We start from the raw sequence: 24,060 nt of genomic DNA on the forward strand, positions 1-24,060 counted from the left end.
AATAGATAATTATAAAAAAAATATGAAGGTATTACAATTAGTCGCAGCCGTTCTACTGTTAAGTACAGGAATGCTAGTCGCACAGGAAACAGCGTTTGTCATCAAGGGAACAGCGCCAAAAAAATTTGATGGGAAGAAAATCTATATTGATTATACGAAGGATGGGTTTCCAGTGAGTGATTCGGCCGTGATAAATAAAGGAAGTTTTTTATTCAAGGGTATGGTAGATGAAGAGGGATATTCGCGTATGGTATTTGATGCCGAAGGAAAGGGAAAATTGATTGCTCAAAATATAGGCGATCGTTTATATTTTTATTTGGGAAATGAATCGTATAAAATAAATATCAAGGATTCGCTTCGCACAGCAAAGATTAGTGGTTCTGCATTACACGATGCTTATGTGGCTTATCTGCGGGAGATCGGTGGCGGATTTATGGATATTATCGATGCTGCGAATAAAGAATTTGCAGCGGTAAATAAGGATGCTGCGGACGCGAATCAACAGTATGAGGCGATCAAAAATAAATATGAAGCGCGTTTTGAGACGCGACGTGTAAAAGAACTTGCATTTGCCCAGCAAAACCCCAATTCGATTTTTTCTATTGATGCGCTGATTGATGTGGCAAATAAGCGAAAATTGTCGGAGTTGGAGCCTGTATTTTTGAATTTATCTAAATCCGTGAGGCAAACGACGGCAGCAAAGCAGTTAGAAGCTCGTTTTTTGGCAGATAAAAGTATTAAAGTTGGCAATCAGGCTCCTGATTTTTCGCAACCTGATACGGGAGGAAATATGGTGAAAGTTTCAGACTTTAAAGGGCAATATGTGTTGATTGATTTTTGGGCGAGCTGGTGTGGTCCGTGCCGTGCAGAGAACCCCAACTTATTGGAAGCTTACAGCAAATATAAACCTAAAGGATTGGAAGTTCTGGCGGTTTCATTGGACGATACAAAAGGTAGAGAGGCCTGGTTAAAAGCTATTAAAGATGATGGCCTGCCTTGGATACATGTTGCTGACCTGAAGGGTTGGAGCAACGAAGCTGCGGTTTTGTATGGGGTAAGGGCTGTTCCTCAAAATTATTTGGTTGATCCTGCTGGGAATATCATTGCGATTAACCTTCGCGGCGAAAAGCTTCATGAAGAGCTCGCTAAAGTGTTTGATAAAATGTAATGGTTGTTTAGTGTTTATAATAAGGCCCCGAATGTATGTTTGGGGCTTTTTTGCGTGTTTAGATGTTTCTTCTATCTTAATAAGTGATGCTTCGTAAAGATAACTTTATGGAAAAAAAATGTTGCTTTGTTTGAGTTAATGAAAGTTAAATGTTGTTTTATTTTGATTAAATCTAAATAGTGCTATCTTTGCCGTACTTTGGAAAAAGATCATCATAACACGTCCGTATCAATCACTAGAGCTTCTTTCGAGCGTTTATTCGACCGCTATTGGAAGGATATGCTTGCGTTTGCAATGAAGGTGACTCAGGATGAAGATGATGCTAAGGAAATTGTGCAAGATATGTTCAAATCCCTCTGGGAAAGACGTAATCAATTGTCCTTAGAGGACCCAGAAAGATATATATTCCGATCGGTGAAATTGAAGACGATGGAATTTATAAGGAATAAATCTATCAGAAAGCGTCATCACAACCTTATTATTAGCCGATCCGAAATTGGATATGAAGATCATCACGTGCAGGTTAACGAATTGCATGTAAAGGTAAAGCATGTTATTGACTCATTGCCTAGGCAATGTAAAAACGTATTTAAGATGAGTCGGGAAGAGGGGTTAACAAATAAGGAAATAGCAAAGATGTTGCTTATTTCGGAACGGGCTGTCGAATACCATATCAGCCGAGCTTTATCCACCTTAAAGTTATCTTTGGCACAAGAACGGTAAATGGAATAACAGGATGGAGAGCCGTAATTGATATTGCATATCAAAGCGAATTTAGTTAGGTTTGTAGTACTATAGATAATGAAGATAACTAAAGAGCTGCTAGAGAGGTACGAAGAAGGTCTGTGTGCAGATTACGAACGGCTTGCTGTCCAAGAGTGGCTTGAATCGGATTCTGTTGAAGTATATGCGTTGGATGAGACTATAGATGCCCCTAAAGTGAAAGCCGAGTTGTGGGACGAAATTGCCTCGTATATGGATCGTCCCGATTTGGAGTCTGTTTCTTTGCCTCAGAAGAGAAAGTTTTTTTCGATCCGTAAATTGACGTCAGTGGCGTCGGTACTGATTGTATGTTTTGGCTTCGCATGGTATTTTTACGCTCCCTCGGAGGTGTCTTCGGAGTCTTTTATTGTTAAAAATACAAACCCCGGATTGCAGCAGTTAACCGAACAGTTTTTTGATCTGACGTTAACACAAAATAGCTCTGCAAATATCGATGTTGAAGCGGGTAAGATTTTAGTTTCTGGTGATTTAATTTTTATGCCTAAACGCGATTTGTTGCTACGCGATGAACAACATAAGGAAAACTTCTCTTTCAAAGAAGGAGAAGTCTACTACCTGTCTGTTGATCCTAATACCAGCGAGTTGATTGTTTGGAAAGAGACTGACGTACAGTTTTTGCCTGCCATTCTTCAAAAGCATATTCGAAAGCAATTTCACCTCTCTTGATCATGAAGTGGCTCTATTATCTTTTTTTGCTGATTTCCTTTTCATCGTGTGCGGTCGTAATGATAGGCTGTAAACAAGGCAGCGACAAGGGAACCTTCGATCCGTCTTATGCTTTATATGTGTCAAAAGGAGGTGCAGAAAGCTTCTTATTCGTTGATAGCACTTGGAATATGACAAGGAGTGTGCCGGTGCCCCATCGGTTGTTTAATCGTGAGTTTATTTACCGAAAGAATTTTATTTATCATGTAAATCCTACGTCAAACTATTTGCTAAAATACCGGTTGACAATGGATGGGCTATTTCCTGTAGATTCTATTGCCTTGGTTAATAGTAACATTGAGCAATATCACTGGAAAAATAATTCGGATACGTTACTCTTGTGCAATGTCGTCCACAGTGAACGGGATACTTGCTATTTATACGAGATCGATACAAAAGATTTTTCATTGATCCGTAAGAGCCTGATTCCGATTCCGCAGCATATAAAAGATTTTGATATTCTGAGTGTAGGTACAATAGATTTTTGGGATAACAAATTATGGATTGGCTATGCTTATAGTAAAGTGCTGAACAATAGAAGCTACACAACATTGGATACGATGTACTTTACGACGTTGGACTTTTCTAGTATGAAGATTATCGCAGAACAAAAGGATTCGAGATCGACCTACCCGGGAGGTATTAATACTATTCAGTCGTACGCTGCACGAGTCGAAAACGGCGATTATTATTTTATGAGTGGTCCGGGGATAGTCGCAGGAAATGTTCCAGATTTGCCGACTGCAATCTATCGTCGCAAGAATGCCGACAATTTAGTGGATACAGATTACGGTATAGATATTAGTCAAGCAATCAAAAATCATGCGTATGGTTTTTGGTATATAGGAAATGGGAAAGCTGTTGTGCGTGCGGAACGTAAAGACAAGTTTAAAGATATTTCTGACCACTATCTTGTTTACCAGTTTGAATATTATTTGATTGATATCTTGTCTGGTGAATTGTCAAAGCTTTCACTTCCTCTAGATAAGGGAACACGCAAAGAGAACGTGGTGCAGGATGGAGAATATTTGTATTTTGGCATAGACGATGAACAGAATAATCATGCGATATGGCAATATAACAAGAAATCTCAAAATACCAATAAGATTTTAACACCCAATCAACCAATTGATTATATTCTTCGGGTGGATAAATTAAACTAATTTCAATTTTTTTTTAAACTGGACCTTCGGTAAAGGCCTGTATATGCAACTTAGCTTATATATAATTAATCTAAGTAAAATATGTTTGGTCTGCAATGGAGACTAGGTCTTCTTTTAATGCTTATAGTTAGTCATGTTCACGGACAAGAAAATGGAATTAGGGGTATCGTAAAATCCGTAAAGGATAGCAAGGTTGTAGAAGGAGCAACGATTCAGGTGGTAGGCCACGAAGCTCAAAATACGATGACCGACGTGCAAGGTAGGTTTGTAATAAAAGGGTTGACGCCGGGCAGTTATACATTGCGGGTAAATGCAATCGGATATAAAGCGCAGTCAAAAACGATAAATATGGACCAGAATGCATCGAGTGACGTTGATTTTGTGTTGGAACTGGATGATAAGGCGATTGATCAAGTGTTTGTCGAAGGAAAATCACAGACCAAAAAGCTCCTTGAGTCTGGATTTAATGTGAATGTGATCGAGACGAAACAATATGCCAATAGTAATACGGATATTAACCAAATCTTGAATCGTACCACTGGGGTGAAGATCCGCGAACAAGGTGGTCTAGGATCGAACTTCTCTTTTTCTATCAATGGAATGTCTGGAAATCATATCAAATTTTACATTGATGGAGTTCCGATAGAGGCTTATGGCAGTGGTATGTCCTTTAATAATATTCCGGTGAATATTGTGGAACGTATCGAAGTTTATAAGGGAGTTACGCCAGCACATTTAACTTCCGATGCGTTGGGTGGTGCGGTAAATATTATCACGAAGAAAGACCAACGAAAGTCTATCGATGCTAGTTACAGCTTCGGATCATTTAACACCCATCGTGCAGCATTGAGTGGCAGCTATACCGATCCTAAAAAGGGATTGCATGTTAATGTGAATGCTTTTCATAATTACTCGGATAACGATTATCTGATGCGGACGAATCCGAAGGCGAGGGTATATTTGCAGGTATTGAATGAAGAAGGTACGGGCTTCGATACGATCCGTTCTGCTCGTCGTTGGCATGATGCTTATCGTTCTTCCATGTCGCAGGTTGAAGCGGGTTTATCGGGTAAAAAATGGGCCGATATCTTTGTGATGGGACTGACTTATTTGGATACGTATAAAGAGATACAGACCGGCGCAACGCAAGAGAAAATTTACGGACATGTCTTTGAAACAACAAATAGCATAGTTCCGAATTTACGTTATAAGAAAGATAATTTGTTTATCCCGGGATTGGCTGCTACAGTTTATGCTAATTATGCTTTTGGTAAGTCTGTCGTGACGGATACGAGTTCGAGTCGTGCGTATCGATGGGATGGTAGACCTGATGTTTCTTTTGCTGAAGCAGGAGAATTGGGTACGACAAAATCCATTGTACATTATAGTGGTTATAATGGGTTGTTGCAGACCACATTAAACTATCAGCTGAATAATAAGCAAACGATTAACTTGACGCATTCTTTTACCAGTAATTATAGAGAGAGCTATAATGAAATTGATCCGTATAATCATTCGTTTGCCCAAAATAATCGGGTAAATAGGCATGTGCTAGGTCTTAACTATATGCATGATTTATTGGATAAAAAATGGCGTAATCATATTTTTTCCAGGTATTATCATTTTGGCGGAAAGGTAGATAATCTGGATGGAACATCCACACAGCAATCAAAAGACTATATAGGATACGGTATTGCAAGTAGTTATTTTATCCTTGAAGACTTGGGGATTAAAGCATCTTACGAGCAAGCTTACAGGCTTCCTACTATGGTGGAATTATATGGAGATGGAACTTCCATATTGGCGAATACGGAGCTTGTACCTGAAGAAAGTGACAATTATAATCTTGGATTTTTCTATAATAAGGAATTTAATTTTAAGCATAAACTCTATGCCACAACGGCGGTATTTTACCGTGATGTAACAAATTATATTCATAAAACGCCTCCTGGTGTGGTCAGCGGATCCTCGGAAAATTTTAGTCAGTATTTTAATTATGGCGGAATAAAAGTAAAAGGAGCTGAATTTGAAGTGACTTATTCTTATTCCGATCTCTTAAAATTCACGCTGAATGCTAGTTATGAAAGTGCAGTGGATAGTGAGAAATACTCTAGGGGAACGAACCGTGTAAAAATTAGCTATAATAACAGATTGCCCGATAAGCCTTGGTTGTACGGAAACACGGATTTTATCATCGGTAAAAACAATGTTCTCGGAAAAGGAACCAGATTGGAATTTAATTGGTTTATGCAGTTTGTGAATGAGTACAGTACCACTTGGTCTAAACTAGGTGATCGGTCAACCAATTATTACATTCCAACACAATGGCTGCAAAATGCGGGAGTAACCTATTCCATTCGCGAAGGCCGCTATAACATCACTGTTGAAGGGCGCAATTTGACCGATAGGATTGCCTATGATAACTCAAAACTGCAGAAACCAGGACGTTTCTTGTCTGTGAAATTTCGATACAATTTAAATATATACTAAATATACTATGAATTATCTAAAACAATTGAAAAAGGGAATGTGGACGATGGGCTTGGCATTATTAGCTGGAGCTGTTGTGACTTCTTGTAAGAAAGATGATGCATCGACATCTGAAGATGTGGTTGACCCTGAATTTGCGATTATCGTCGGGACTGAAAATGGGCGCTATATGTTGCCTATTGAGGACTTGATGAGTGGGGTTATATCTCCTGAAGGTAAAGGGACCAATATTTCCGATATCTTGAGCTGGGAAGAAAATGTAATGCAAAAGGGGCGTGATATTTATCACGTTAATCCTACCGCAAATAAATTTGGAAAATACCGCTTTGAGAATGGCGTATTGACAACAATTCAGGAAATTCCTTTCTCACATTTTCCAAGTCTTTATCTGGGATGGCATGCTTGGTTAAGTGAAACGGAATTGATGTTCGGACCTCGTTCAAGTAATTACTATGCTATTGTGGATGTGAGTACGATGAAGGTGACAAAAAGTGGTGAGTTTGCAAAGACTAACGTTCCAGCAAACCACAGCAGAAGAGTTTTCTCTGTAATTCCTCAGGGATCAAAAATCTTTGTTGCTTATGGACTTTACAACGAAGAAACAAAAGTGCATTATGACAAATCGTATACGGGTGTTATCAGCTACCCTAGCTTGGATGATTTTGAAGAGACTGGTGAGGACAGTAGATCTGCTCCGTTGGGTACCGTAAGAAATTCGTATTTCAGCAATTTCCACGATAATGGATATACGTATATTTTAACGATTCCTATGCCTGTATTAGGGGGAGGAAAGGCTGGCTTGCCGACGGCAATGTACCGCGTTAAAGATGGTGAATATACGCTTGATAAGGACTACTTCTTTGATATTAGTGCGCAGCGGGATGGTGATAACCAACTTGGGGTAACGTATATCGGAAATGGTAAAGTGATGTTGATTAGTGCACATGATACAGATACAAATATTAAAGAGTTTAATGATTGGTGGTATGCTTCGATGTGGGAGTATTTGATTGTTGATATTAATACGCAGAAGGTGGTTAAGAAACTGGATTTCCCTCTTGTGGGTAACTCAAGATCAGGTGTAGTGCATGATGGTAAAGCTTATATTGCGGTGAACGATCCAAATGCAGATGGTGTTTATATCTGGGAGTACGATTCGAATACGGATAAGTTAACAAAAGGAGCCCGTGTAGATGGAGCTGACGGTGACACACCAATGTTGTATAGATTAAGATAAGAATTTATATAAATCGATGAGGTCTTCCTGTATAATCGTATACAGGAAGACCTTTTTTTTGAGAAGAGAGAAAAAAATGTGCATCGTTAACCTGTATGGAATAGCGAATGGATTAAGTAAAATATAGATATGCTAAAAATATTTAAAAAGCTGAATGCCTGGCTCCATTTGTGGTTAGGACTTGTGTCTGGGATCATTGTTGTGGTGCTTTCGATCACAGGCTGTGCACTTGTTTTTCAAGAGGAGATTAAATATGATTTCCTTTACAGCATACCCAAGGAGGCTGATAGACAGGGGGAACAGCTTCCGCCAAGCATACTTTACCAAAAAATAAAAGATCAATATCCGGATAAGGAAATTGGAAGTTTGTGGTATTATGGTGATCAAAAACCAGTAAAGGTTGGTATTGATCATGGAGAGACTCTTTTGTTCATCAATCCCTATACTGGAGAAATTTTTGCGGAAGTAGATCATGAAGATTTTTTTCATTTCATGGACGAGGGGCATCGCCATCTGTGGTTGCCTCCGGCAATTGGACGACCTATCGTTGGATGGGCGACTGCTATCTTTTTGTTCATTACAATTAGTGGTTTAATTCTTTGGTGGCCAAAAAAATGGAATAAGCGAGCTGTAAAGCAAAGTTTCACCATTACTTGGAAGGCTAAGATTAAACGCGTAAACTATGACTTGCATAATGTCTTGGGCTTTTATTCGCTTATTTTAGCATTGGTGATGGCCTTTACTGGGCTAATCATGTCGTTTCCCATCGTCAGACAGTCGGTTATGTGGATGGCAGGAGGCATGCCTAAGCGTGAGAAAATGATGCCCATTACAGAGAAGCCCGCAGAGAACAACCTAGAGGATGCCTTAATGATGGCGGATAAAGTCTGGGTGAAGGTACGTACAGAGATCGCTGTTCTGAATAAAAGTGCTGTCATTGTTCATGTTCCTGAACCAGATGAGGATGTTATTTATGCCTGTACCGATATGTATCAGGGAACTTGGAGGGATCTGCGCTTCAATCGGTATAATGGCGAGTTGTTAGCTAATTCCCCTCCTCCAATTGTCAATACGACTACGGCACAATGGATTTCTCGCTCTAATTTTGCATTGCATACAGGGTACATTGGCGGAATAGGTACAAAAATACTCTATTTTATTGCCAGTCTAATTTGTGCCAGTCTGCCGATCACGGGTTTCTACATTTGGTACTTCAAGAAATGGAAAAAATCTAAAGGCCCAAAAGGGAAAGCGACGAAAAATAGAACAGGGTTATCGTCAAAAGTTGATTATTTGCAAAGTAACAGATAACTGATAGATTTTTTATAGCCTTGGTGTATGTGATTGTATCCTGACGGGAACATCATCGCCATTAATCTGCGCGGAGAAAAGCTTCACGAAGAACTTGCCAAGGTGTTTGGTAATATGTAGCATATTTTTTGTAATAATCGTAACGCCTCGAAAACAAACTCGAGGCGTTTTTTACGAAAAGTAATTGGCGAAGACGGTACATCAAAATCTCGGCATGCGACCTTTGTAATATTTTAGCATGTAGGGATTGGTGGTTTCCCACTTGTTTTTTAGTGGGTATACGTTGTATTTGCGAGCTTCCTTTTCAAAGGCTTTTTGGAGCTCTTTTACTTTTTTTGGATATTGACTCGCTAAATTGTTGGTTTCGTTAAAATCTTCGCGCATGTTAAACAGGTACACGTCATTGTGCCCAGGTTCTCTGAATGCGCCATTCGGGCTTTTTAGGTCGTTGGGAAAGGATACTTTCCATCCGTCTTTGTATAAGGCATAAGATCCGCTGGTCTCGTAATACTGGATCCTATGGCGTTCGCTCGCTTGTGGATCGTCAATGGAATACGCTAAGCTTATCCCTTCAATGGGCTCCTGTTGGTAGCCATTGATTTTTTTAGGAACCTCTGCCCCCGTAAGTTCTAAGGTGGTGGGTAGGATATCACTTATGTAGGTATATTGGGTACGAATGCCGCCTGCATGCTGAACACTTTTGGGAAAGAAAAGAACCAAGCCATTGTGCGTGCCTCCTTCCCAACAAGGGTTTTCTTTATAATAGCGAAAGGGCGTGTTCGTCGCTGCGGCCCAGCCTCCGGGATAGTTGGGTGATGTTTTGGCCGTTCCCAGGAACTCCAGTTTGTTTAGCTGCTCGGTGAGTACAGTTTCGTCTGTTGGTTGTGTGTTGACAAGTTTGTCTCTCGGCGATGCACCCATAGTTCCGTTGTCGCCGATCATCAACACGATCAAGGTGTTTTCGAGTTGACCGATCTGTTCGATATAGTCGATCACACGACCGATTTCGTGATCAGTATGACTGACAAAACCTGCATAATTTTCCATTAAGCGGGAGGCTACTTTTTGCTCGTCGCGCGTGAGTTCGTTCCAAGGGCGAACATCAGGGTTTTGAGGTCCTAGTTCGACGTTTTGTGGGATGACGCCCAGCTTTTTCTGACGGACCAAGACTTCTTCTCGGTACCAATCCCAGCCTTTATCGAATTTTCCTTTATACTGATCGACCCATTCGATTCCCACCTGGTGTGGTGTATGTGTGGCACCTGGAGCAAAATAAAGAAAGAAAGGTTTTTTTGGATCTACTTCCTTTAGCTCGCCGATATAACGGATGGCTTCGTTGGCAAACAGCTCTGTAGCATGCCTTCCTTGTGGATCGCGAGGTTCTTGCTGGGTATCGCGATACAGAAGCGGATTCCACTGTGAGCTCCCTCCAACACTGGGTTTGTAGCCAAAGTAATGATCGAATCCTCGTCCTGTTGGCCATCGGTTGAATGGGCCTGCAGCGGTGGCATCGGATGGGGATGTTACGTGATATTTTCCTACCGCGAATGTACTGTAACCATTCTCCCGCAGGATCTCGGCGACGGTTGCTTTTTCAAAAGGCATATAACCGTCATAGCCTGGTGTACCATAGGATTCACTGGCGAAATAGCCTAAATGTACCGAATGTGGATTACGTCCTGTTAGTAATGCAGCCCGAGAAGGAGCACAAAATGCGGTGCTATGCCAATTGGTGTAACGAAGACCTTCGTTCGCTAATCGGTCTAGATTGGGGGTTTCTATCAGCCCTCCAAATGTGCTGGTTGCGCCATAGCCAATATCGTCAATAAGTATCCAAACGACATTAGGCGCATCTGTTGTCGCTGCAGGGTGAACGTTGGGATACCATTCTTTTGTTTCGTTGGTGGTCTTTCCTATTTTTCCTTGAAAGACGGGTGTTGGACTATATTGGGCTTGTGATCCTAAGCCAAGGAATATCGTGCTACAAAGTAAGAAAAGCGTTTTTTCAATCGTAGATCTGTTCATGGTTTTTAATTTTTTCAGTTCTATGGCGTTTTTTTAGTAGAAGCTTCTGGATCTACCCTGTAAAACTCGGCCGCCGCTTTGGCGTCTGGTCGGAGCTTCCCTTGTTCCCATCTTACGGGTACTATTGCTGGACGGCAGGTTTGATCAAATGCTTTAGCCATGCTTCCACGTGGATTGAAGAATGTTGTCGACCAGGTACGACCTTCTTTGTCTTCAAAAAGATTGTTGTGTCCGCCAGCAAGTATCGCGGGATAGCGTGCTCCATATGGGCCATAAATGTGATCCGATTCAGCGATGACGACATCGTAGCTATGTACCTCCACTTTTTTCGCTTCCGCTCGGAGATAGCTGTAACGGTGATTGGGTAGAGGTACTGACCAAACAGTCTGTAGCAGTTGGTATTTCCCCTCATGTTTCGTGAGCCATACTCCTTCGATGTAGGGCTCTTTTTCATAAGGAGTTTCTTCGAATTTTCGGAATGGTTCTGCGAGTCCGCTCAAATCGTCCTTCATTCGGGCAATATTGTGGTTGTGACCGATGAGATAAACTGTGCCGTCGTTGTCTTCGAAGGCACTCAGATCTATGCCGTTGAAAATTGCTTGTTGCTCGTTGGCTTTGATATTGACATACGGTCCTTCGGCTTTTCCGGATGTGCTCTCGAGTACAAACGAACCTTTGTTGCCATTCAGACAAGCGATGAGCAACCACTTTTTCTTGCTTTTGATGTAATGAATTTCTGGAGCCCATACGGCGCGGTAGAGAGAGTCTAAGGGGTCTCCATTGACAGATACGGCTCCTTTTTTTAGGGGCTTGCCAGCCTTTTGCCAAGGGGCAGCATCGGTGTCAAAAGACCAGATTCTCCCTAAGGCTTCCCAACGTTTTAAATCGGGAGAACGCCACAGGTATACACCATCGTTATGATCCCAGCAATGTTGTTGTCCACTAAATTCTCGACCAGGTGTTGCTGTGGTGCCGGTAAGATAATAATAACCGTCAGGCCCTAGCATCACGTAGGTGTCTCGCATCCATACATCAAATAAAGGCTTTACGTTGGGTGGAACGGTAAGCTGTGCATCGCCGACAGGAGCGGTGGGGTCGCTGAAATTGCCTGTTATTTGTTGTCCCCAACAGCTGCAATAGCTGATGCAGGTGAACAATAATATATGGAACCCACGACGTAAACTGAATTTATTTATTCGCATCCGTGCTTTCGTTAGTACCCGTTGTTTTGTACACAAAGTTTGTTTGCATCGATCTCCGACTGTGGAATGGGGAATACCAGCTTATCGGAGGTGGCAACAGTGGCAGATATACCACGGGTGATGGCCGAAGTGAGGAAGGTTCCCTGCCGGATCAGATCCTCCCGGCGTTTACCTTCGGAAATAAACTCCCAGCCCCGTTCTTGGAATATCGCATCTCTAAACTGCTGCTGTGTGCCTGCATTGGCACTGCTGAGGTTGGATAGGCCTGCGCGTGTGCGTACTTGATTGATTAGGGCAAAGCTCTCTTCGGAGGGACCTGAAATTTCATTTAAGGCCTCTGCTCGCGTTAATAGGATATCGGCATAGCGCAAAAGTGGTACGTCTGCGCCTCCATTATTGCCTACAGTGTTGTTGTCCCAATATTTAAAGCTGCGGGCATTATCGTCATTGAGTATGTCTACCGTTGCTCCACTGCTGTTGATATAGCTGGTGCAAATGAGGGCTCTGCGTTGATCGTTCGGATCGAGACTGTTGACAAAGGCTGTGCGTAAACGGTATTGGGTAGCGAAAATTGACATAGACGACTGATAGGTGTAGTTTGGAATCTGGTTGGTGCTTTTGAAGCCGCTGGGCAAGGCTCCTGCCATAAACCAGTTGCCGTAATCGGCCTCATTTCGACAGGGAAGTGCCAATAGTATTTCTTTATTGCTGAGTCCTTCGTTCTCCACGCGGAATAGGTCTTTGAAAGCATATTGTGTAGTGCTGTAATAGCTAAAGTCTATCACTGTTTTTGCGGCGTCGGCGGCTTTTTGCCATTGCTTGGTATTGAGGTAGTATTTGGCTAGGATACCGGTCGCATTGCCTTTGTTGAAACGGCCGAAAGATTCTTCCTGTCCCGGATCGGGAAGGTCTGGAATGGCGGCGACGAATTCTGTTTCAATAAAATCACGAATTTCCTCGTCGCTGGCGCGTGCCAGATCGCTCCCTTGCGCTGTGGATAGACGCAGGGGCACTGGACCAAAGAAATTGTATAGCGCAACATAGGCCTGGGCACGTAATATTCTTGCTTCGGCAAGAAAGAGCTTTTTGGTTTCTTCGCTGGCAGTAACGGCATCTATATTCTCGATAACACCGTTTGCATCCCGTATACAACGGTAGTTGGGGGCCCACATGTCACTTTCGAAGGTTCCTAAGGTGGATGTCCATGTGAAGTTGATGAGGTGGATCAATTGGCTGTTTTCTGCACCAGCTGAGTTGTAGGCCATGTCTGTACATACTTCGGAATCGTTTATGACAAAGCGGGAATTTTGCTGGGTCTGTTGTTGGGCATATGCCGAAAACAGGAGTGATTTTATCCCTTCTTCGGTTGTAAGAACATTGTCTGGGGCGAATTCGGAATTGGGAGTCACATCCAATAGGCTGCTGCATGCACTCAGGCACCCGATTAGTATAAGTAGATGTATATAGTGCGTTATTCTTTTCATTTTAATCATTTTTGTATGAAGTGACAGATAAGGGATTGTATTAAAATTGTACATTGATTCCGGCTGTATACGTGCGGGTAAGCGGATAAGAGTTATAATCTACACGTAGAATGTCATCTCCAATTGCATTGGCTGCTGGATCTACACCTGAATATTTGGTAAATGTGTGTAGGTTCTGTCCATTGACGTATAGCGTGGCACTGCGGACGAAAAACTTTTCGGGTAGAGGGATTTGGTAAGACAGGCGCACCGACTGTAGCCTAAGATAGGATGCATCTTCGACAGTTTTGTTGGTAACATAAAGCGATCCTTGTACATCTCCAGGGATGAAGGATGGGTATTCATTGCTGGGATTGGCAGCGGTCCACCGGTTTAGGTACAGATCGGCGATCTTGTTTCGTCGAAAATCTACGGGATAATAAGAGTCGACGAGGCTACTATTGAGCATTTTCGCTCCTTTGGAGCCTTCAAGAAAAACGGATAAAGCCCATTTTCTGTACTGTACGTTGGTGTTGAATCCGTAGTAAAAGTCGGGTAATGATTTGCCAAGGACGACGCGATCGTTACTGTTGATCGTTTGGTTATTGTCTACGTCTCGATATTTTAGGTCGCCAGGTCTGACTCCACTTTGTGCAAGGGAAAAATCATCGTCTTCTTGCCAAATGCCCTCGACAACGTAGCCGTAAAAGGTGCCCATGGATTCGCCTGGTTTTAGGATGTTGTATTCTCCGATATTGCCAGGACCTGATCCTATATATTGATCTACTGTGCCAAGACTTAAGACCCTATTTTTTAATGTGGTAAGATTGAAGTTGGCATCGAGTTTGAAATCTTGACGATCGATGATATGGCTATTCAAGGTAAACTCTAGACCTGAGTTGCGCATGCTGCCGACATTTTCGGTTCGGCTGGAAAAGCCAGAACTGATCGGCTGTGGAACAGCATAAAGTAATTTCGTTGTTTTGCGGTTATAATAGTCAAGACTACCAGAAAGTCGGGAGTTGAAAAAAGCAAAATCTAGACCTAGATCCAGTTGATTGGCAGATTCCCACTGTAGGTAGGGATTCGCACTTCTTGTCGGGGCGATAGTGCTTACTTTTTGATCGTCAAATACTGCCGAACGACCTATGGCGTATGTAGAGAAATAGAGGTAGTTGCTGTTGGGTTGGTTCCCTGTGGTACCGTAGCTTGCACGTAATTTAAGGTCATTCAAAAAGGATGCAGATTGTAAGAATTCTTCTTGTTTTAGTTTCCATGCAACTGCTGCGGATGGAAAATACCCAAAACGTTGCTCAGGACCAAATCGTGCAGAACCATCGGCGCGAAGGGAGGCTGTAAGGAGATATTTGTCGGCAAAGCTGTAGTTTACGCGACCAAAATACGAGAGTAATTTGTTTTCTTGTGCACCGTTGCTTACCCCATTTAAGGTTGCATCGCCCGAACCGATACCATAGTATGTGAGATCTGGCAAAGCAAAATCTCGGGAGTTGGCAACGATAGAGCTGGAGGTGTAGCGTTCGAATGTGGAGCCGAGAACCGCAGATAGCTTATGCGCAGCAAAGGTTTTGTTATAGTTTAATGTTCCTTCCAGTAAATAGTAACTCCGTTTCCCATCACGGGCATCGGCGTAACCATTGTACGATGCTCCAGTTAAGGTGGAGGGGTCGATCCAATAGTTCCGCTGACCGATGTTAACATCTATCCCGACACGTCCTTTGGCTGACAATGAGGGTAGGATGAAGTACTCGGCGTAGGCATTGCCGAAAGTGCGGTAGGTGTCGCTGACAGCATATTGTCCATTGATAACGGCTAGAGGATTATCCATGGGTGACATGATGGCGGCTCGATAATAGGTGCCGTCTTCGTTATAGGGAGGAGATGTAGGATCATAGTTCTGTGCCATATAAAGGGCACTGGCGTTGTCGTTGATACCGGTACCCGTTGCATTGAAATGGTCTTTGCTATAACTCGTCGCGAGATTAATACCGATGGTATATTTGGATGCTACGCTATTTTCTAGATTGATGCGTCCATTGTAACGGGAGGTGGATGAGTTGAGCATAATGCCTTCTTGATCGAAATAGCCCAAGGAAATATGGTATCGGGTTTGACCATTACCGCCACTGAAAGAGAGATCGTGACTTTTGATGGGGGCGTCGCGCAACAAGAGGCTTTGCCAGTCGGTATCGTAAATGGAGGTTTCTACGGGTTGATAGGTGTTGGTATTCAATTTTCCTTCTTCAATGATGCCATTGATGGCCGCGGTATATTCGGATGCTGTCATATACTGCTGGGTTTTTGCAACCTGTTGCTGTCCGAATGTGGCATCGTAGGAAACGGATGTTTTTCCTTCTATTCCTTTTTTTGTGCTGATCAGTACGACTCCATTAGCTCCTCGTGAGCCGTATATGGCTGTAGCCGAGGCATCTTTTAAAATCTCGATGGAAGCGATATCTGCAGGATTGAGCGCATTGAGCGGGCTACGGTTATTAGGGTTGCTTGTGGCTCCCGAAACACTGGCGGCACTTACGGCAACAGCGTCGTTCACCGGCATTCCATCAACGACGTACAAGGGAGCATTATTTCCCGTAATGGATGTTACGCCTCGGATCTGTACGCTCATTGCTGCACCTGGCTCACCGCTTTTTTGGTAAATCTGTACGCCAGCGCTGCGGCCTAACAGCGCTTGCTGCAGGTTGATGTTGGTTCCCTTGGTGAGATCCTCTGCTTTAAGGGAGGCTACAGAACCTGTAAGGTCACTTTTAGAAACGGCTCCATACCCGATTATTACGACTTCGTCTAGGGTGGTGTTAGTAGGTTGAAGAGTAATGGCAAACTCTGTTTTGCCTTGCACGGGTTGTTCTTGTGTTTGATACCCTACGTAAATGAAGGCTAATGTAGCATTGGTGGGAACCTCTGAAAGCTGAAAATCTCCTTGGCTATTTGTGGAAGTTTTTACAGATGTGCCTTTGATGGAAATGCTTACGCCCGATATAGGTTTTCCCTCTTTATCGGATACTTTTCCGCGAACTGCTGTCTGCTGTGCATATAACGAAAAAGGTCCAATGAAAAGTAGGAGGTAGATAAACCATCGTAGTTTCTTGGCGGCAATCGAGTGCTTTTTTAAAGGCAACCGATGTGCGTGGTTCAGAGAGTAAAAAATCTTCATTCGTTTTTTAATATAAAATCTATAGTTTTGGTAGACAATTTTAAGATAAATACATACTTGCTTGCTAGTATTCATGTTTAATTTATTAGGACTGTTGTTTAGTTTGTTTGTTTACAGTTGTTTATGGTTTTTTTTTGTCGTTTTGATAAGAGATTTTAAATGAATAAAGGGCTATTAGTAATCTGTTTTTTAGCTGTTTTTTTTAACTGCTTGACTGCTCAGGATGTCAATTTTCGAAAATTAACATCTGCAGATGGTCTTTCGCATCATACAGTATATGCTATTGCGCAGGACGCTATAGGGTTCATGTGGTTTGGGACAAGAGAAGGATTGAATCAGTTTGATGGGAATCAAATCAAGACGTTACAGATAGATGCTTTGCAAAAAAAAGGGAAAACCAGTGAGATTACAGCGCTGCTATTCCAAGGGAAATTGCTCTATATTGGGACGAATGAGGGACTGTATATCTATAATCAGTTGCTGGATCGTGTGACGGAGCTACAGTTAGCTGGAAGGCCCATGGTTCATTTCCTGCTGGCAGATCGTGAACAGCTTTATGTAGGGACGAGCAAGGGGCTTTTTAGGATTGAGCAGGAGAAGGTATCTCTTTTATGTCGAGAAAATGCGAGAGCTATGGCTGGGTTGCTTGCTAATCGTTTTCTTGTGTCGCTCCATAATCAGCTAGTGGTCATCGATAGGATGGGAAAGGTGGAGAAGTCTTTTGGGAGAGAATCGTTCGGGCTGCTTGCGGACGTAGAATTCAGGATATATCAAATAATCCGCGATTTCAAAGGACGGGTGTGGCTGGCGACATCGCATGGTGTGTTTGGTTATGATGATCGGTTGGAACAATTCAGGAAACTACGCTTTTCGCCTAGCGAAAGTGTCGAAAATACGACGGTGCGCAGCATCGTTGTAGACGATAGGGATTTATTGTTTATGGGGACGGAGGATGGTTTATACGTACATGATCTAGCTAGCGGGACAACACATAATTATCAACAGTCTTTCCGCAACGATGTGAAAAAGTTGAACGATAAAGCGATCTATTCAACTTTTATAAGTAGAGATGGGGCTGTGTGGCTCGGTACGTATTTTGGTGGTGTTAATTATATTCCAGCAGAAAGAAATGGTTTTCAGCATATTTTACCGAGTGATGGGGAGCATGGGTTGGCGGGAAAGGCTGTAAGTCAGTTGATGGAAGATGGTGCAAAACGTCTGTGGATTGCAACGGAGGATGGTGGGATTTCTATTTTTAATCCGACGACAGGCTTGTTTTCACTGATTGATAAAAATTCGAAACCTTTTTACCTGAAGAGTAATAATGTACATAGTATGCATGATGATGGCTATGGCCATGTGTGGGTTGGTACTTTTTTAGGAGGATTACACTGTTTTAATCTCAAAGACCGTACGACTACTGTATACCAGCAGGATGCGAGCGATCCTTATGCTTTATCGAATAATCAAATCTATGCTATATATCGTGACCGTGGTGGGGTACTCTGGGTAGGCACGCAAAAAGGGCTGAATTGTTTTGATTATAGGACGAAGAGGTTTAGCCTGTTTAAACCGGAAATTTTTGCTGATAAATTTATTTACGACCTATGTGAGGACAAAAACGGGGAGTTATGGTTTTGCACACGGCATGATGGGATTTATCGGTATAATCCGATGACTGATGTGGTTAAGCACTATACGAATGGAGGAAAACAGGCTCCTTTACTGAGTAATCAGGTTATCAGCGTATACGAGGATAGGAATAATAAGTTATGGTTTGGGACATTGGGGGGAGGCGTTTGTATATATGATCATCAGCTAGATTCTTTTAAACATCTAACGGTATCGGACGGGTTGGCCAACAATAATGTGTATGGAATCTTGCAAGATGGGGATGGCCAGATCTGGTTTAGTACCAATCGTGGTCTCTCACGATACAACCTGCAAACAGGAAAAATTGTCAATTACAACAGTAAGCATGGCTTAAGCACGAATCAGTTTAACTTTAAATCCTTCTTGAAAGGAAAGGATGGGACATTGTATTTCGGGACTATTTATGGTTTATGTTTTTTTAACCCGCTGACCTTGGGATCGGATAATAAGCGTTCTGATTTAGTGCTTACCGATTTTCAATTGTTTAATAGGACTGTACACCCGGATAGTAATAGTTCTATTTTAAAAACACAGATTGGTTATGCCAAGGAGATTGGGCTTTCGTACGATCAAAATGTATTTACCATCAGCTATATTGCGCTTGATTATAGCCAACCGGGGAGTGCTAAATATGCTTATTATCTCGAGGGCTTTGAAGATCAATGGAACCTGGTGGGGAATAAGACGAGTGCAACGTACACAAATCTCTCGCCGGGAGATTATGTGTTTCATGTGAAGTCTTGGAATGAGACGGAGGAGGAAATGGGAATGGAAAGACAGATTCATATCCGGGTGGCTCCTCCGTTTTATCGAAGCTCTGCCGCATACTTGTTGTATATGCTGATTTTGATGGGTATGGCTTGGCTCTACACGCGGGTGCTGCGTTTCTTTGGCGAAAAGAAAATGGAAGTGCAGTTGGCTTATTTGGAAAAGGAAAAGACAGAGGCTCTTACAGAACATCGGATGAACTTTTTTACATTTATGTCCCATGAGTTTAAAACGCCACTTACGCTGATTCTGGCCTCGATCGATAAGTTTATCCATGAACAACGTATTGATTTTAGGCAGCATACAGAATTGTCGCATATCAAGAAAAATACGTCGAAGTTGTTTAAGCTTATTCATCAGTTGGCGGAATTTAGACGAATAGAGGATAGCGATTTTTCGGTGCAGCTGACACGATCGGATATGCTGTTGTTTGTGCGGCAGGTTGTCGGCTCTTTTGATGCACTGGCACAGGAGAAAAAATTAAGGTTGTCTTGTCATATGGAAAGGGCTAGCTTGGATGTGTTTTTTGACGGGGATAAGCTGGATAAAATAGTGTCGAATATATTGTCGAATGCGATAAAACATACACAACGGGGACGTGTTGTGGTATGGGTGAGGATTGCTTTGCTGGCGGGACAGCAAAATGTCGAAATTGCGGTAAGGGACACCGGGGAGGGTTTGTCGGAGAAAGATAGCTTGCATCTTTTCGAACCTTTCTATCGTTCGGAGCTACAGCGAACAGTAGAGGGTACTGGCTTAGGATTGGCCCTTGTGCATAGTCTTGTGAAGAGTTTGAACGGGGAGATCAGCGCGAGTAGTGCAGTGGGGAAGGGGACGACGATTTTTGTCCGTTTACCAATCTATGATCTTCCGACAGAAAAATGGGAGGACACTTTGGTACAGGGGCAAGACGATATTCGTATGCCAGAACCATTGGTTATTCCGGCTGAGGAGGAATCTGACTCGGAGCAGCATACCTTGCTGTTGGTGGAAGATGACAAAGAATTATTGGAATTCTTATCGCAACATTTTAAAGAAACTTACCGAGTGGTAACTGCTATGGATGGAGAAAGTGCCTGGAAGAAGATTCAAAAAAGACCTCCCGATGTGATTGTCAGTGACCTTAAAATGCCCAAGATAAATGGTCTGGAGTTGTGTTTGAAATTGAAACAGAATAAACAGTTCTATCATATACCTTTTATTCTATTATCTGACAGCCAAGATGATCGATTACGGACGAATGGTCTAGATTTGGGGGCAGATGCTTATGTCGGTAAGCCGTTTAACTTGATGGAATTGGAACGTCAAGTTAGCAATATGGTGAAATCTCGTACGAATCTAAAAGAACATGTTATTGGATTGGGAACATTGGCGGAACATAGTGTAACGGCTAATAACCGCAGTCAGGATTTTTTGGTAAAATTGAATCTTACGCTTGAACGGTTGTATCCGGAGGCTTCGACATCTATTGAAGATATTGCTGCTGAAATGTGCGTTAGCCGGACGTCATTGCACTTGAATCTCAAAACGTTGTTGCAAAAAAATGCGACAGAACTATTGAATGAATATCGATTAAAAAAGGCACTTGTGATGTTGGAAAAGGATATGTCGATTAGTGATATTGCGTTTCACTGTGGCTACAGGGACGCTAATTACTTTAGTCGTGTATTTAAAAAATATTATGATTTATCTCCACAGAAGTACAAGGAAACACAGCTTAAAAATATTTAAAAAAATTAAAGCAAGCCCAGTTCGATGCAGCGTTTTACCAAATTGCTGCTGTTGTTTGTGTTCGTTTTCTTTAATAGTTTTTTTCGATGTACCCGTACGGTAAGCTCTGAAATAAATAGTTTTTCGCCGATTTGTTTGCTGGATAAGCCCTTGGCAAGTAAGGCTAACACATCCATTTCACGTTTCGATAATATGGTTTTTTCTGGTGCAACAACATGTTTGGAAAGGTCGATTTGACAGTAATCGGTACGACCACCAATGCCAGAAACGAGTACGATTTTATTGTTTACCGCGGTGATATGTTGGATGTCTGTATGGATATTTAAGGTAAAGTCGACACGTTGATCATCATCTTTGGAAAGATGTGCGGCCTGGTGGTGAAAGAGGTGGTACGTATGATCAGCTACTTTCATACGGAAGCAATAGGAACTTTTAAGTTTTAGTTGATGTTCAAAACCAATGTCCTGCATGATTTCCAAAGTGGCCCGTTCTGCTTCTAACACAAAATCAAGATCGTCCGGATGGATAAGGTGAATAATTTCTTTTACATTTTTTGGCGTGGAAGCGATATTGTGAATCTTAAAAATATTCTCGTGTACATGGTGTAAACTGTAGTCAGACACTTGAATGATATAGGAATAGAATGGGCCGAAAGTTAAAATTTCACGAAGATATTCAACCATGTCAAAGTGCTTGAGTTTTGCGCTTTGTTGCGATATAGCTTCCGGATAACTCTTCCATAATTCGGAAAGTAAATGCTCCTCTTTACTCATTTTTGTCGGTTAATAAGCGTAACGACCTGTTAATAATTAATTAGTAGTAAAAATAATAAAAAAAATAATGTTAATGAATGTAAAAATACGGCTTTTGTTGGATTTGAATGGATTTGTAGATCTGTTAATTAGGTGTTTCAGGTTGTTTCAATGTGTATAGCTTGTTTGTGATTTTCCAAAAGTTTTGTCAACTTCGCCTCGCAATTAACAGGGCTAGGATTAACGGATAAACGACGAATGAAACGATTTACATATATTTTTTTTGTACTATGTACAGTCTGTGTGAGACTGATGGCACAGGATAAGGTGGTGACTCATGTTGTATCAGGACAGGTTTTTCAAGACAAAAATCAAAATGGAATACTAGACGGTTCTGAGAAGGGCTTAAATGGAATATTGGTTTCCAATGGTGTTGATGTTATCAAAACGGATAAAAAAGGAAAATTTTTGATGGAAGTAAAAAAAGGTCAGTCTATTTTCCCGATTCTACCTTCTGAATACACTTTTATTAATAGCTCATCCAAAGTGGGCAATGCTAATTTCCGCTATTTGAATCCCCATCACGCGTTGGCTGATACCGTAACGATTCAGATTCCTTTGCAGCGGATAACGAAAGTAAACACGTTTTCTATTGGCGCTATTGGGGATATACAGGTTGAAAATTCGGAAGAACTAAATTATGCAGCTAAAAGTATTTTTTCTGAATTAATGCAACGAAGAGATATTGCGTTTCATATGATGTTGGGCGACTTAATAAATGATGATGTCCGTATTCTTCCGGACGTGAAGCAGGTAATGGCGCAACTACCTGTCAAGTCGTGGACACTGGTTGGAAATCATGATCGGAATACGGATAATCCGGAGTTTATGAATGATGCGTTTAATGAGAATTTTGGTGCGGATCACTATGCTTTTAATTATGGTGATGTTCATTTTATTGTCTTGAATAATGTATTCTCCACCGGAAAACGGGCTTATGAAGGTAGGTTGTCGGACGAACAGCTTCTTTTTCTCAAAAATGATTTGCAGTTTGTGCCTAAAGAACGTACGATTGTTTTCAGTCAACATATACCACTGGCATTTACACGGGGAAGAGATGATATTATGAAGTTATTGGCGGGGTATAAAAAAGTGCTTGTCTTGTCTGGTCATACGCATACCGTTAACCGCTATCATTTTTCGGCGTCTCATATCCACGAGTTGGGTGCTGGGGCGACTTGTGGAAATTGGTGGCGCGGAGAGAAAGATGCGAAAGGAGTACCGGATGCGCTGATGCAGTGTGGAACGCCGCGTGGATACTTTGTGGTAGATTTCAATAAAGGGGACTACGCGATTAACTTCAAGGGAGTTGGAAAGGACGATCGCGAGCAGATGGCTCTTTATACAGATAGTAATAAGTTCGTTGTGAATGTGTATGCAGGTAGTGATAGTACCGATGTATGGATGCGGGTAGATCAAATGGATTGGGTGAAACTAACACATGTCCGCCGAATTGATCCGCTGGTTCAGCAGATTATTGCTAAAAATAATGGAGATATTTACCCGACGGAGGGTAATTCAAAAAATCCATTGGGAAAAAGGGCCTCATCGCATATTTGGGAGATGGATATTCCTCAAAATTTTCGGGGAAAGATGGGCGTGATTCGCGTTAAAGCCTCGGATTCTTACGGCTTGGATGTGGAGCAGGAATTTGTACTTTCTCCTTAACAACGTGGCTTACAGAATTTAATAAATTTGTAAATAAAAGCAAGTTTATTTAGGTTTGTTGTAGATAGGAGGTTGTGGCGATCAAAATATGGCATGAAGATAAGGAACTTTTATCACGCTTGAAGAGTGATGATAGGGCTTTTGTTATGCTTTATGAACGCTATTGGGAACAGCTTTTCTCCATTGCTTTTGCGAAATGTCGTGATCGGGAAATGGCTGAAGATTGCGTTCAGGATGTCTTCGTGAGCTTGTTAAACCACAAACACCCACAAGAGATATTGAATTTACAGGCTTATTTGGCGAAGGCAATCAAATTTTCTATTGTTCGTTCGATTTACCGCTATATTCGGACAGAATATGTGGACGAGTATGTCGAGGAATCGGCTATAGACCAACTTTCATTGGAAGAGGCGTTGGAAGAAAAATTATTGAAAGCGTATCTTTTTGATAAAGTAGAAGAACTCCCCCCGCAGTGTAGATTAATTTTTAAATCCTCGAGACAAGATCACCTCAGCAATCAAGAAATAGCGGAGAAACTGCAGATATCTCAACGTACTGTTGAAAACCAGCTCTCTAAAGCCATGGGTATTCTGCGGAAATACATGCGTAAAATTCAAATTTTTTTATTTTTTTAAAAATTGACCGTGCGTAGCGTTCGACTTCTGGTACTATATGTATACAGGAACACGTT

The 24,060-nt window shown here is 41.9% G+C and carries 15 protein-coding genes; 10 read left to right on the forward strand and 5 right to left on the reverse strand.

Annotation, left to right across the window (positions count from 1 at the left end; all coding sequences use genetic code 11):
- Positions 1-22: 22 nt before the first annotated feature.
- The 7 genes from ACSZOX_RS12465 to ACSZOX_RS12495 all read left to right on the forward strand — a co-directional run bounded on the left by ACSZOX_RS12465 (position 23) and on the right by ACSZOX_RS12495 (position 8,857).
- Complete coding sequence (locus tag ACSZOX_RS12465) at positions 23-1,168, forward strand: redoxin domain-containing protein (RefSeq protein ID WP_437920314.1); 1,146 nt, start codon at positions 23-25, stop codon at positions 1,166-1,168.
- Positions 1,169-1,366: 198 nt separating this feature from the next.
- Positions 1,367-1,891: an RNA polymerase sigma-70 factor gene (locus ACSZOX_RS12470; protein WP_437920315.1), complete on the forward strand. Its 525-nt coding sequence runs from the start codon at positions 1,367-1,369 to the stop codon at positions 1,889-1,891.
- A 78-nt stretch (positions 1,892-1,969) separates the two neighbouring features.
- Positions 1,970-2,617, forward strand: a complete 648-nt coding sequence (locus tag ACSZOX_RS12475) for a hypothetical protein (protein WP_437920316.1) — start codon at positions 1,970-1,972, stop codon at positions 2,615-2,617.
- 2 nt (positions 2,618-2,619) lie between these two features.
- Positions 2,620-3,819 carry a hypothetical protein gene (locus ACSZOX_RS12480; protein WP_437920317.1) on the forward strand — a complete coding sequence of 400 codons (1,200 nt, stop codon included), beginning with the start codon at positions 2,620-2,622 and terminating at the stop codon, positions 3,817-3,819.
- A gap of 81 nt (positions 3,820-3,900) precedes the next feature.
- The gene (locus tag ACSZOX_RS12485) at positions 3,901-6,309 is read left to right on the forward strand and encodes a TonB-dependent receptor domain-containing protein (protein ID WP_437920318.1); all 2,409 of its coding nucleotides are present in this window, start codon (positions 3,901-3,903) and stop codon (positions 6,307-6,309) included.
- Positions 6,310-6,316: 7 nt separating this feature from the next.
- Entirely contained in the window at positions 6,317-7,546 is a 1,230-nt protein-coding gene (locus tag ACSZOX_RS12490; RefSeq protein WP_437920320.1) for a DUF4374 domain-containing protein, read from the forward strand.
- Between the two features lie 129 nt (positions 7,547-7,675).
- A complete protein-coding gene (locus tag ACSZOX_RS12495) occupies positions 7,676-8,857 on the forward strand; it encodes a PepSY-associated TM helix domain-containing protein (RefSeq protein ID WP_437920321.1) in 1,182 nt (393 codons plus the stop codon).
- A 201-nt stretch (positions 8,858-9,058) separates the two neighbouring features.
- Here the strand turns inward: ACSZOX_RS12495 and ACSZOX_RS12500 are convergent, their stop codons facing one another.
- The 4 genes from ACSZOX_RS12500 to ACSZOX_RS12515 are packed head-to-tail and all read right to left on the reverse strand — an operon-like array spanning position 9,059 to position 16,737.
- On the reverse strand, positions 9,059-10,882 hold the full coding sequence (locus ACSZOX_RS12500; RefSeq protein WP_437920322.1) for an arylsulfatase: 1,824 nt from the start codon (positions 10,880-10,882) through the stop codon (positions 9,059-9,061).
- 20 nt (positions 10,883-10,902) lie between these two features.
- Positions 10,903-12,084 carry a family 43 glycosylhydrolase gene (locus tag ACSZOX_RS12505; protein ID WP_437920323.1) on the reverse strand — a complete coding sequence of 394 codons (1,182 nt, stop codon included), beginning with the start codon at positions 12,082-12,084 and terminating at the stop codon, positions 10,903-10,905.
- 11 nt (positions 12,085-12,095) lie between these two features.
- Positions 12,096-13,568, reverse strand: coding sequence for a RagB/SusD family nutrient uptake outer membrane protein (locus ACSZOX_RS12510; RefSeq protein WP_437920324.1), 1,473 nt, complete (start codon positions 13,566-13,568; stop codon positions 12,096-12,098).
- A gap of 40 nt (positions 13,569-13,608) precedes the next feature.
- Positions 13,609-16,737: a SusC/RagA family TonB-linked outer membrane protein gene (locus tag ACSZOX_RS12515; RefSeq protein WP_437920325.1), complete on the reverse strand. Its 3,129-nt coding sequence runs from the start codon at positions 16,735-16,737 to the stop codon at positions 13,609-13,611.
- A gap of 159 nt (positions 16,738-16,896) precedes the next feature.
- On the opposite strand from ACSZOX_RS12515, the gene ACSZOX_RS12520 reads away from it, so the two are divergent.
- Positions 16,897-20,889, forward strand: a complete 3,993-nt coding sequence (locus ACSZOX_RS12520; protein WP_437920326.1) for a hybrid sensor histidine kinase/response regulator transcription factor — start codon at positions 16,897-16,899, stop codon at positions 20,887-20,889.
- A gap of 5 nt (positions 20,890-20,894) precedes the next feature.
- Here the strand turns inward: ACSZOX_RS12520 and ACSZOX_RS12525 are convergent, their stop codons facing one another.
- Positions 20,895-21,662 (reverse strand): helix-turn-helix domain-containing protein, encoded by a 768-nt coding sequence (locus tag ACSZOX_RS12525; RefSeq protein ID WP_437920327.1) that lies wholly within the window; start codon positions 21,660-21,662, stop codon positions 20,895-20,897.
- A gap of 237 nt (positions 21,663-21,899) precedes the next feature.
- On the opposite strand from ACSZOX_RS12525, the gene ACSZOX_RS12530 reads away from it, so the two are divergent.
- Positions 21,900-23,369: a calcineurin-like phosphoesterase C-terminal domain-containing protein gene (locus ACSZOX_RS12530; RefSeq protein WP_437920328.1), complete on the forward strand. Its 1,470-nt coding sequence runs from the start codon at positions 21,900-21,902 to the stop codon at positions 23,367-23,369.
- A gap of 74 nt (positions 23,370-23,443) precedes the next feature.
- The gene (locus ACSZOX_RS12535) at positions 23,444-24,004 is read left to right on the forward strand and encodes an RNA polymerase sigma factor (RefSeq protein ID WP_437920329.1); all 561 of its coding nucleotides are present in this window, start codon (positions 23,444-23,446) and stop codon (positions 24,002-24,004) included.
- Positions 24,005-24,060: the final 56 nt, after the last annotated feature.

Source organism: Sphingobacterium sp. LRF_L2 (genome assembly GCF_965644235.1).
Taxonomy (GTDB): Bacteria; Bacteroidota; Bacteroidia; order Sphingobacteriales; family Sphingobacteriaceae; genus Sphingobacterium.

Coding starts and splice junctions, on each gene's coding strand:
- ACSZOX_RS12465 (WP_437920314.1), top strand. CDS start 23: ATGAAGGTATTACAATTAGTCGCAGCCGTTCTACTGTTAAGTACAGGA.
- ACSZOX_RS12475 (WP_437920316.1), top strand. CDS start 1,970: ATGAAGATAACTAAAGAGCTGCTAGAGAGGTACGAAGAAGGTCTGTGT.
- ACSZOX_RS12480 (WP_437920317.1), top strand. CDS start 2,620: ATGAAGTGGCTCTATTATCTTTTTTTGCTGATTTCCTTTTCATCGTGT.
- ACSZOX_RS12485 (WP_437920318.1), top strand. CDS start 3,901: ATGTTTGGTCTGCAATGGAGACTAGGTCTTCTTTTAATGCTTATAGTT.
- ACSZOX_RS12490 (WP_437920320.1), top strand. CDS start 6,317: ATGAATTATCTAAAACAATTGAAAAAGGGAATGTGGACGATGGGCTTG.
- ACSZOX_RS12495 (WP_437920321.1), top strand. CDS start 7,676: ATGCTAAAAATATTTAAAAAGCTGAATGCCTGGCTCCATTTGTGGTTA.
- ACSZOX_RS12500 (WP_437920322.1), bottom strand. CDS start 10,882: ATGAACAGATCTACGATTGAAAAAACGCTTTTCTTACTTTGTAGCACG.
- ACSZOX_RS12505 (WP_437920323.1), bottom strand. CDS start 12,084: ATGCGAATAAATAAATTCAGTTTACGTCGTGGGTTCCATATATTATTG.
- ACSZOX_RS12510 (WP_437920324.1), bottom strand. CDS start 13,568: ATGAAAAGAATAACGCACTATATACATCTACTTATACTAATCGGGTGC.
- ACSZOX_RS12515 (WP_437920325.1), bottom strand. CDS start 16,737: ATGAAGATTTTTTACTCTCTGAACCACGCACATCGGTTGCCTTTAAAA.
- ACSZOX_RS12520 (WP_437920326.1), top strand. CDS start 16,897: ATGAATAAAGGGCTATTAGTAATCTGTTTTTTAGCTGTTTTTTTTAAC.
- ACSZOX_RS12525 (WP_437920327.1), bottom strand. CDS start 21,662: ATGAGTAAAGAGGAGCATTTACTTTCCGAATTATGGAAGAGTTATCCG.
- ACSZOX_RS12530 (WP_437920328.1), top strand. CDS start 21,900: ATGAAACGATTTACATATATTTTTTTTGTACTATGTACAGTCTGTGTG.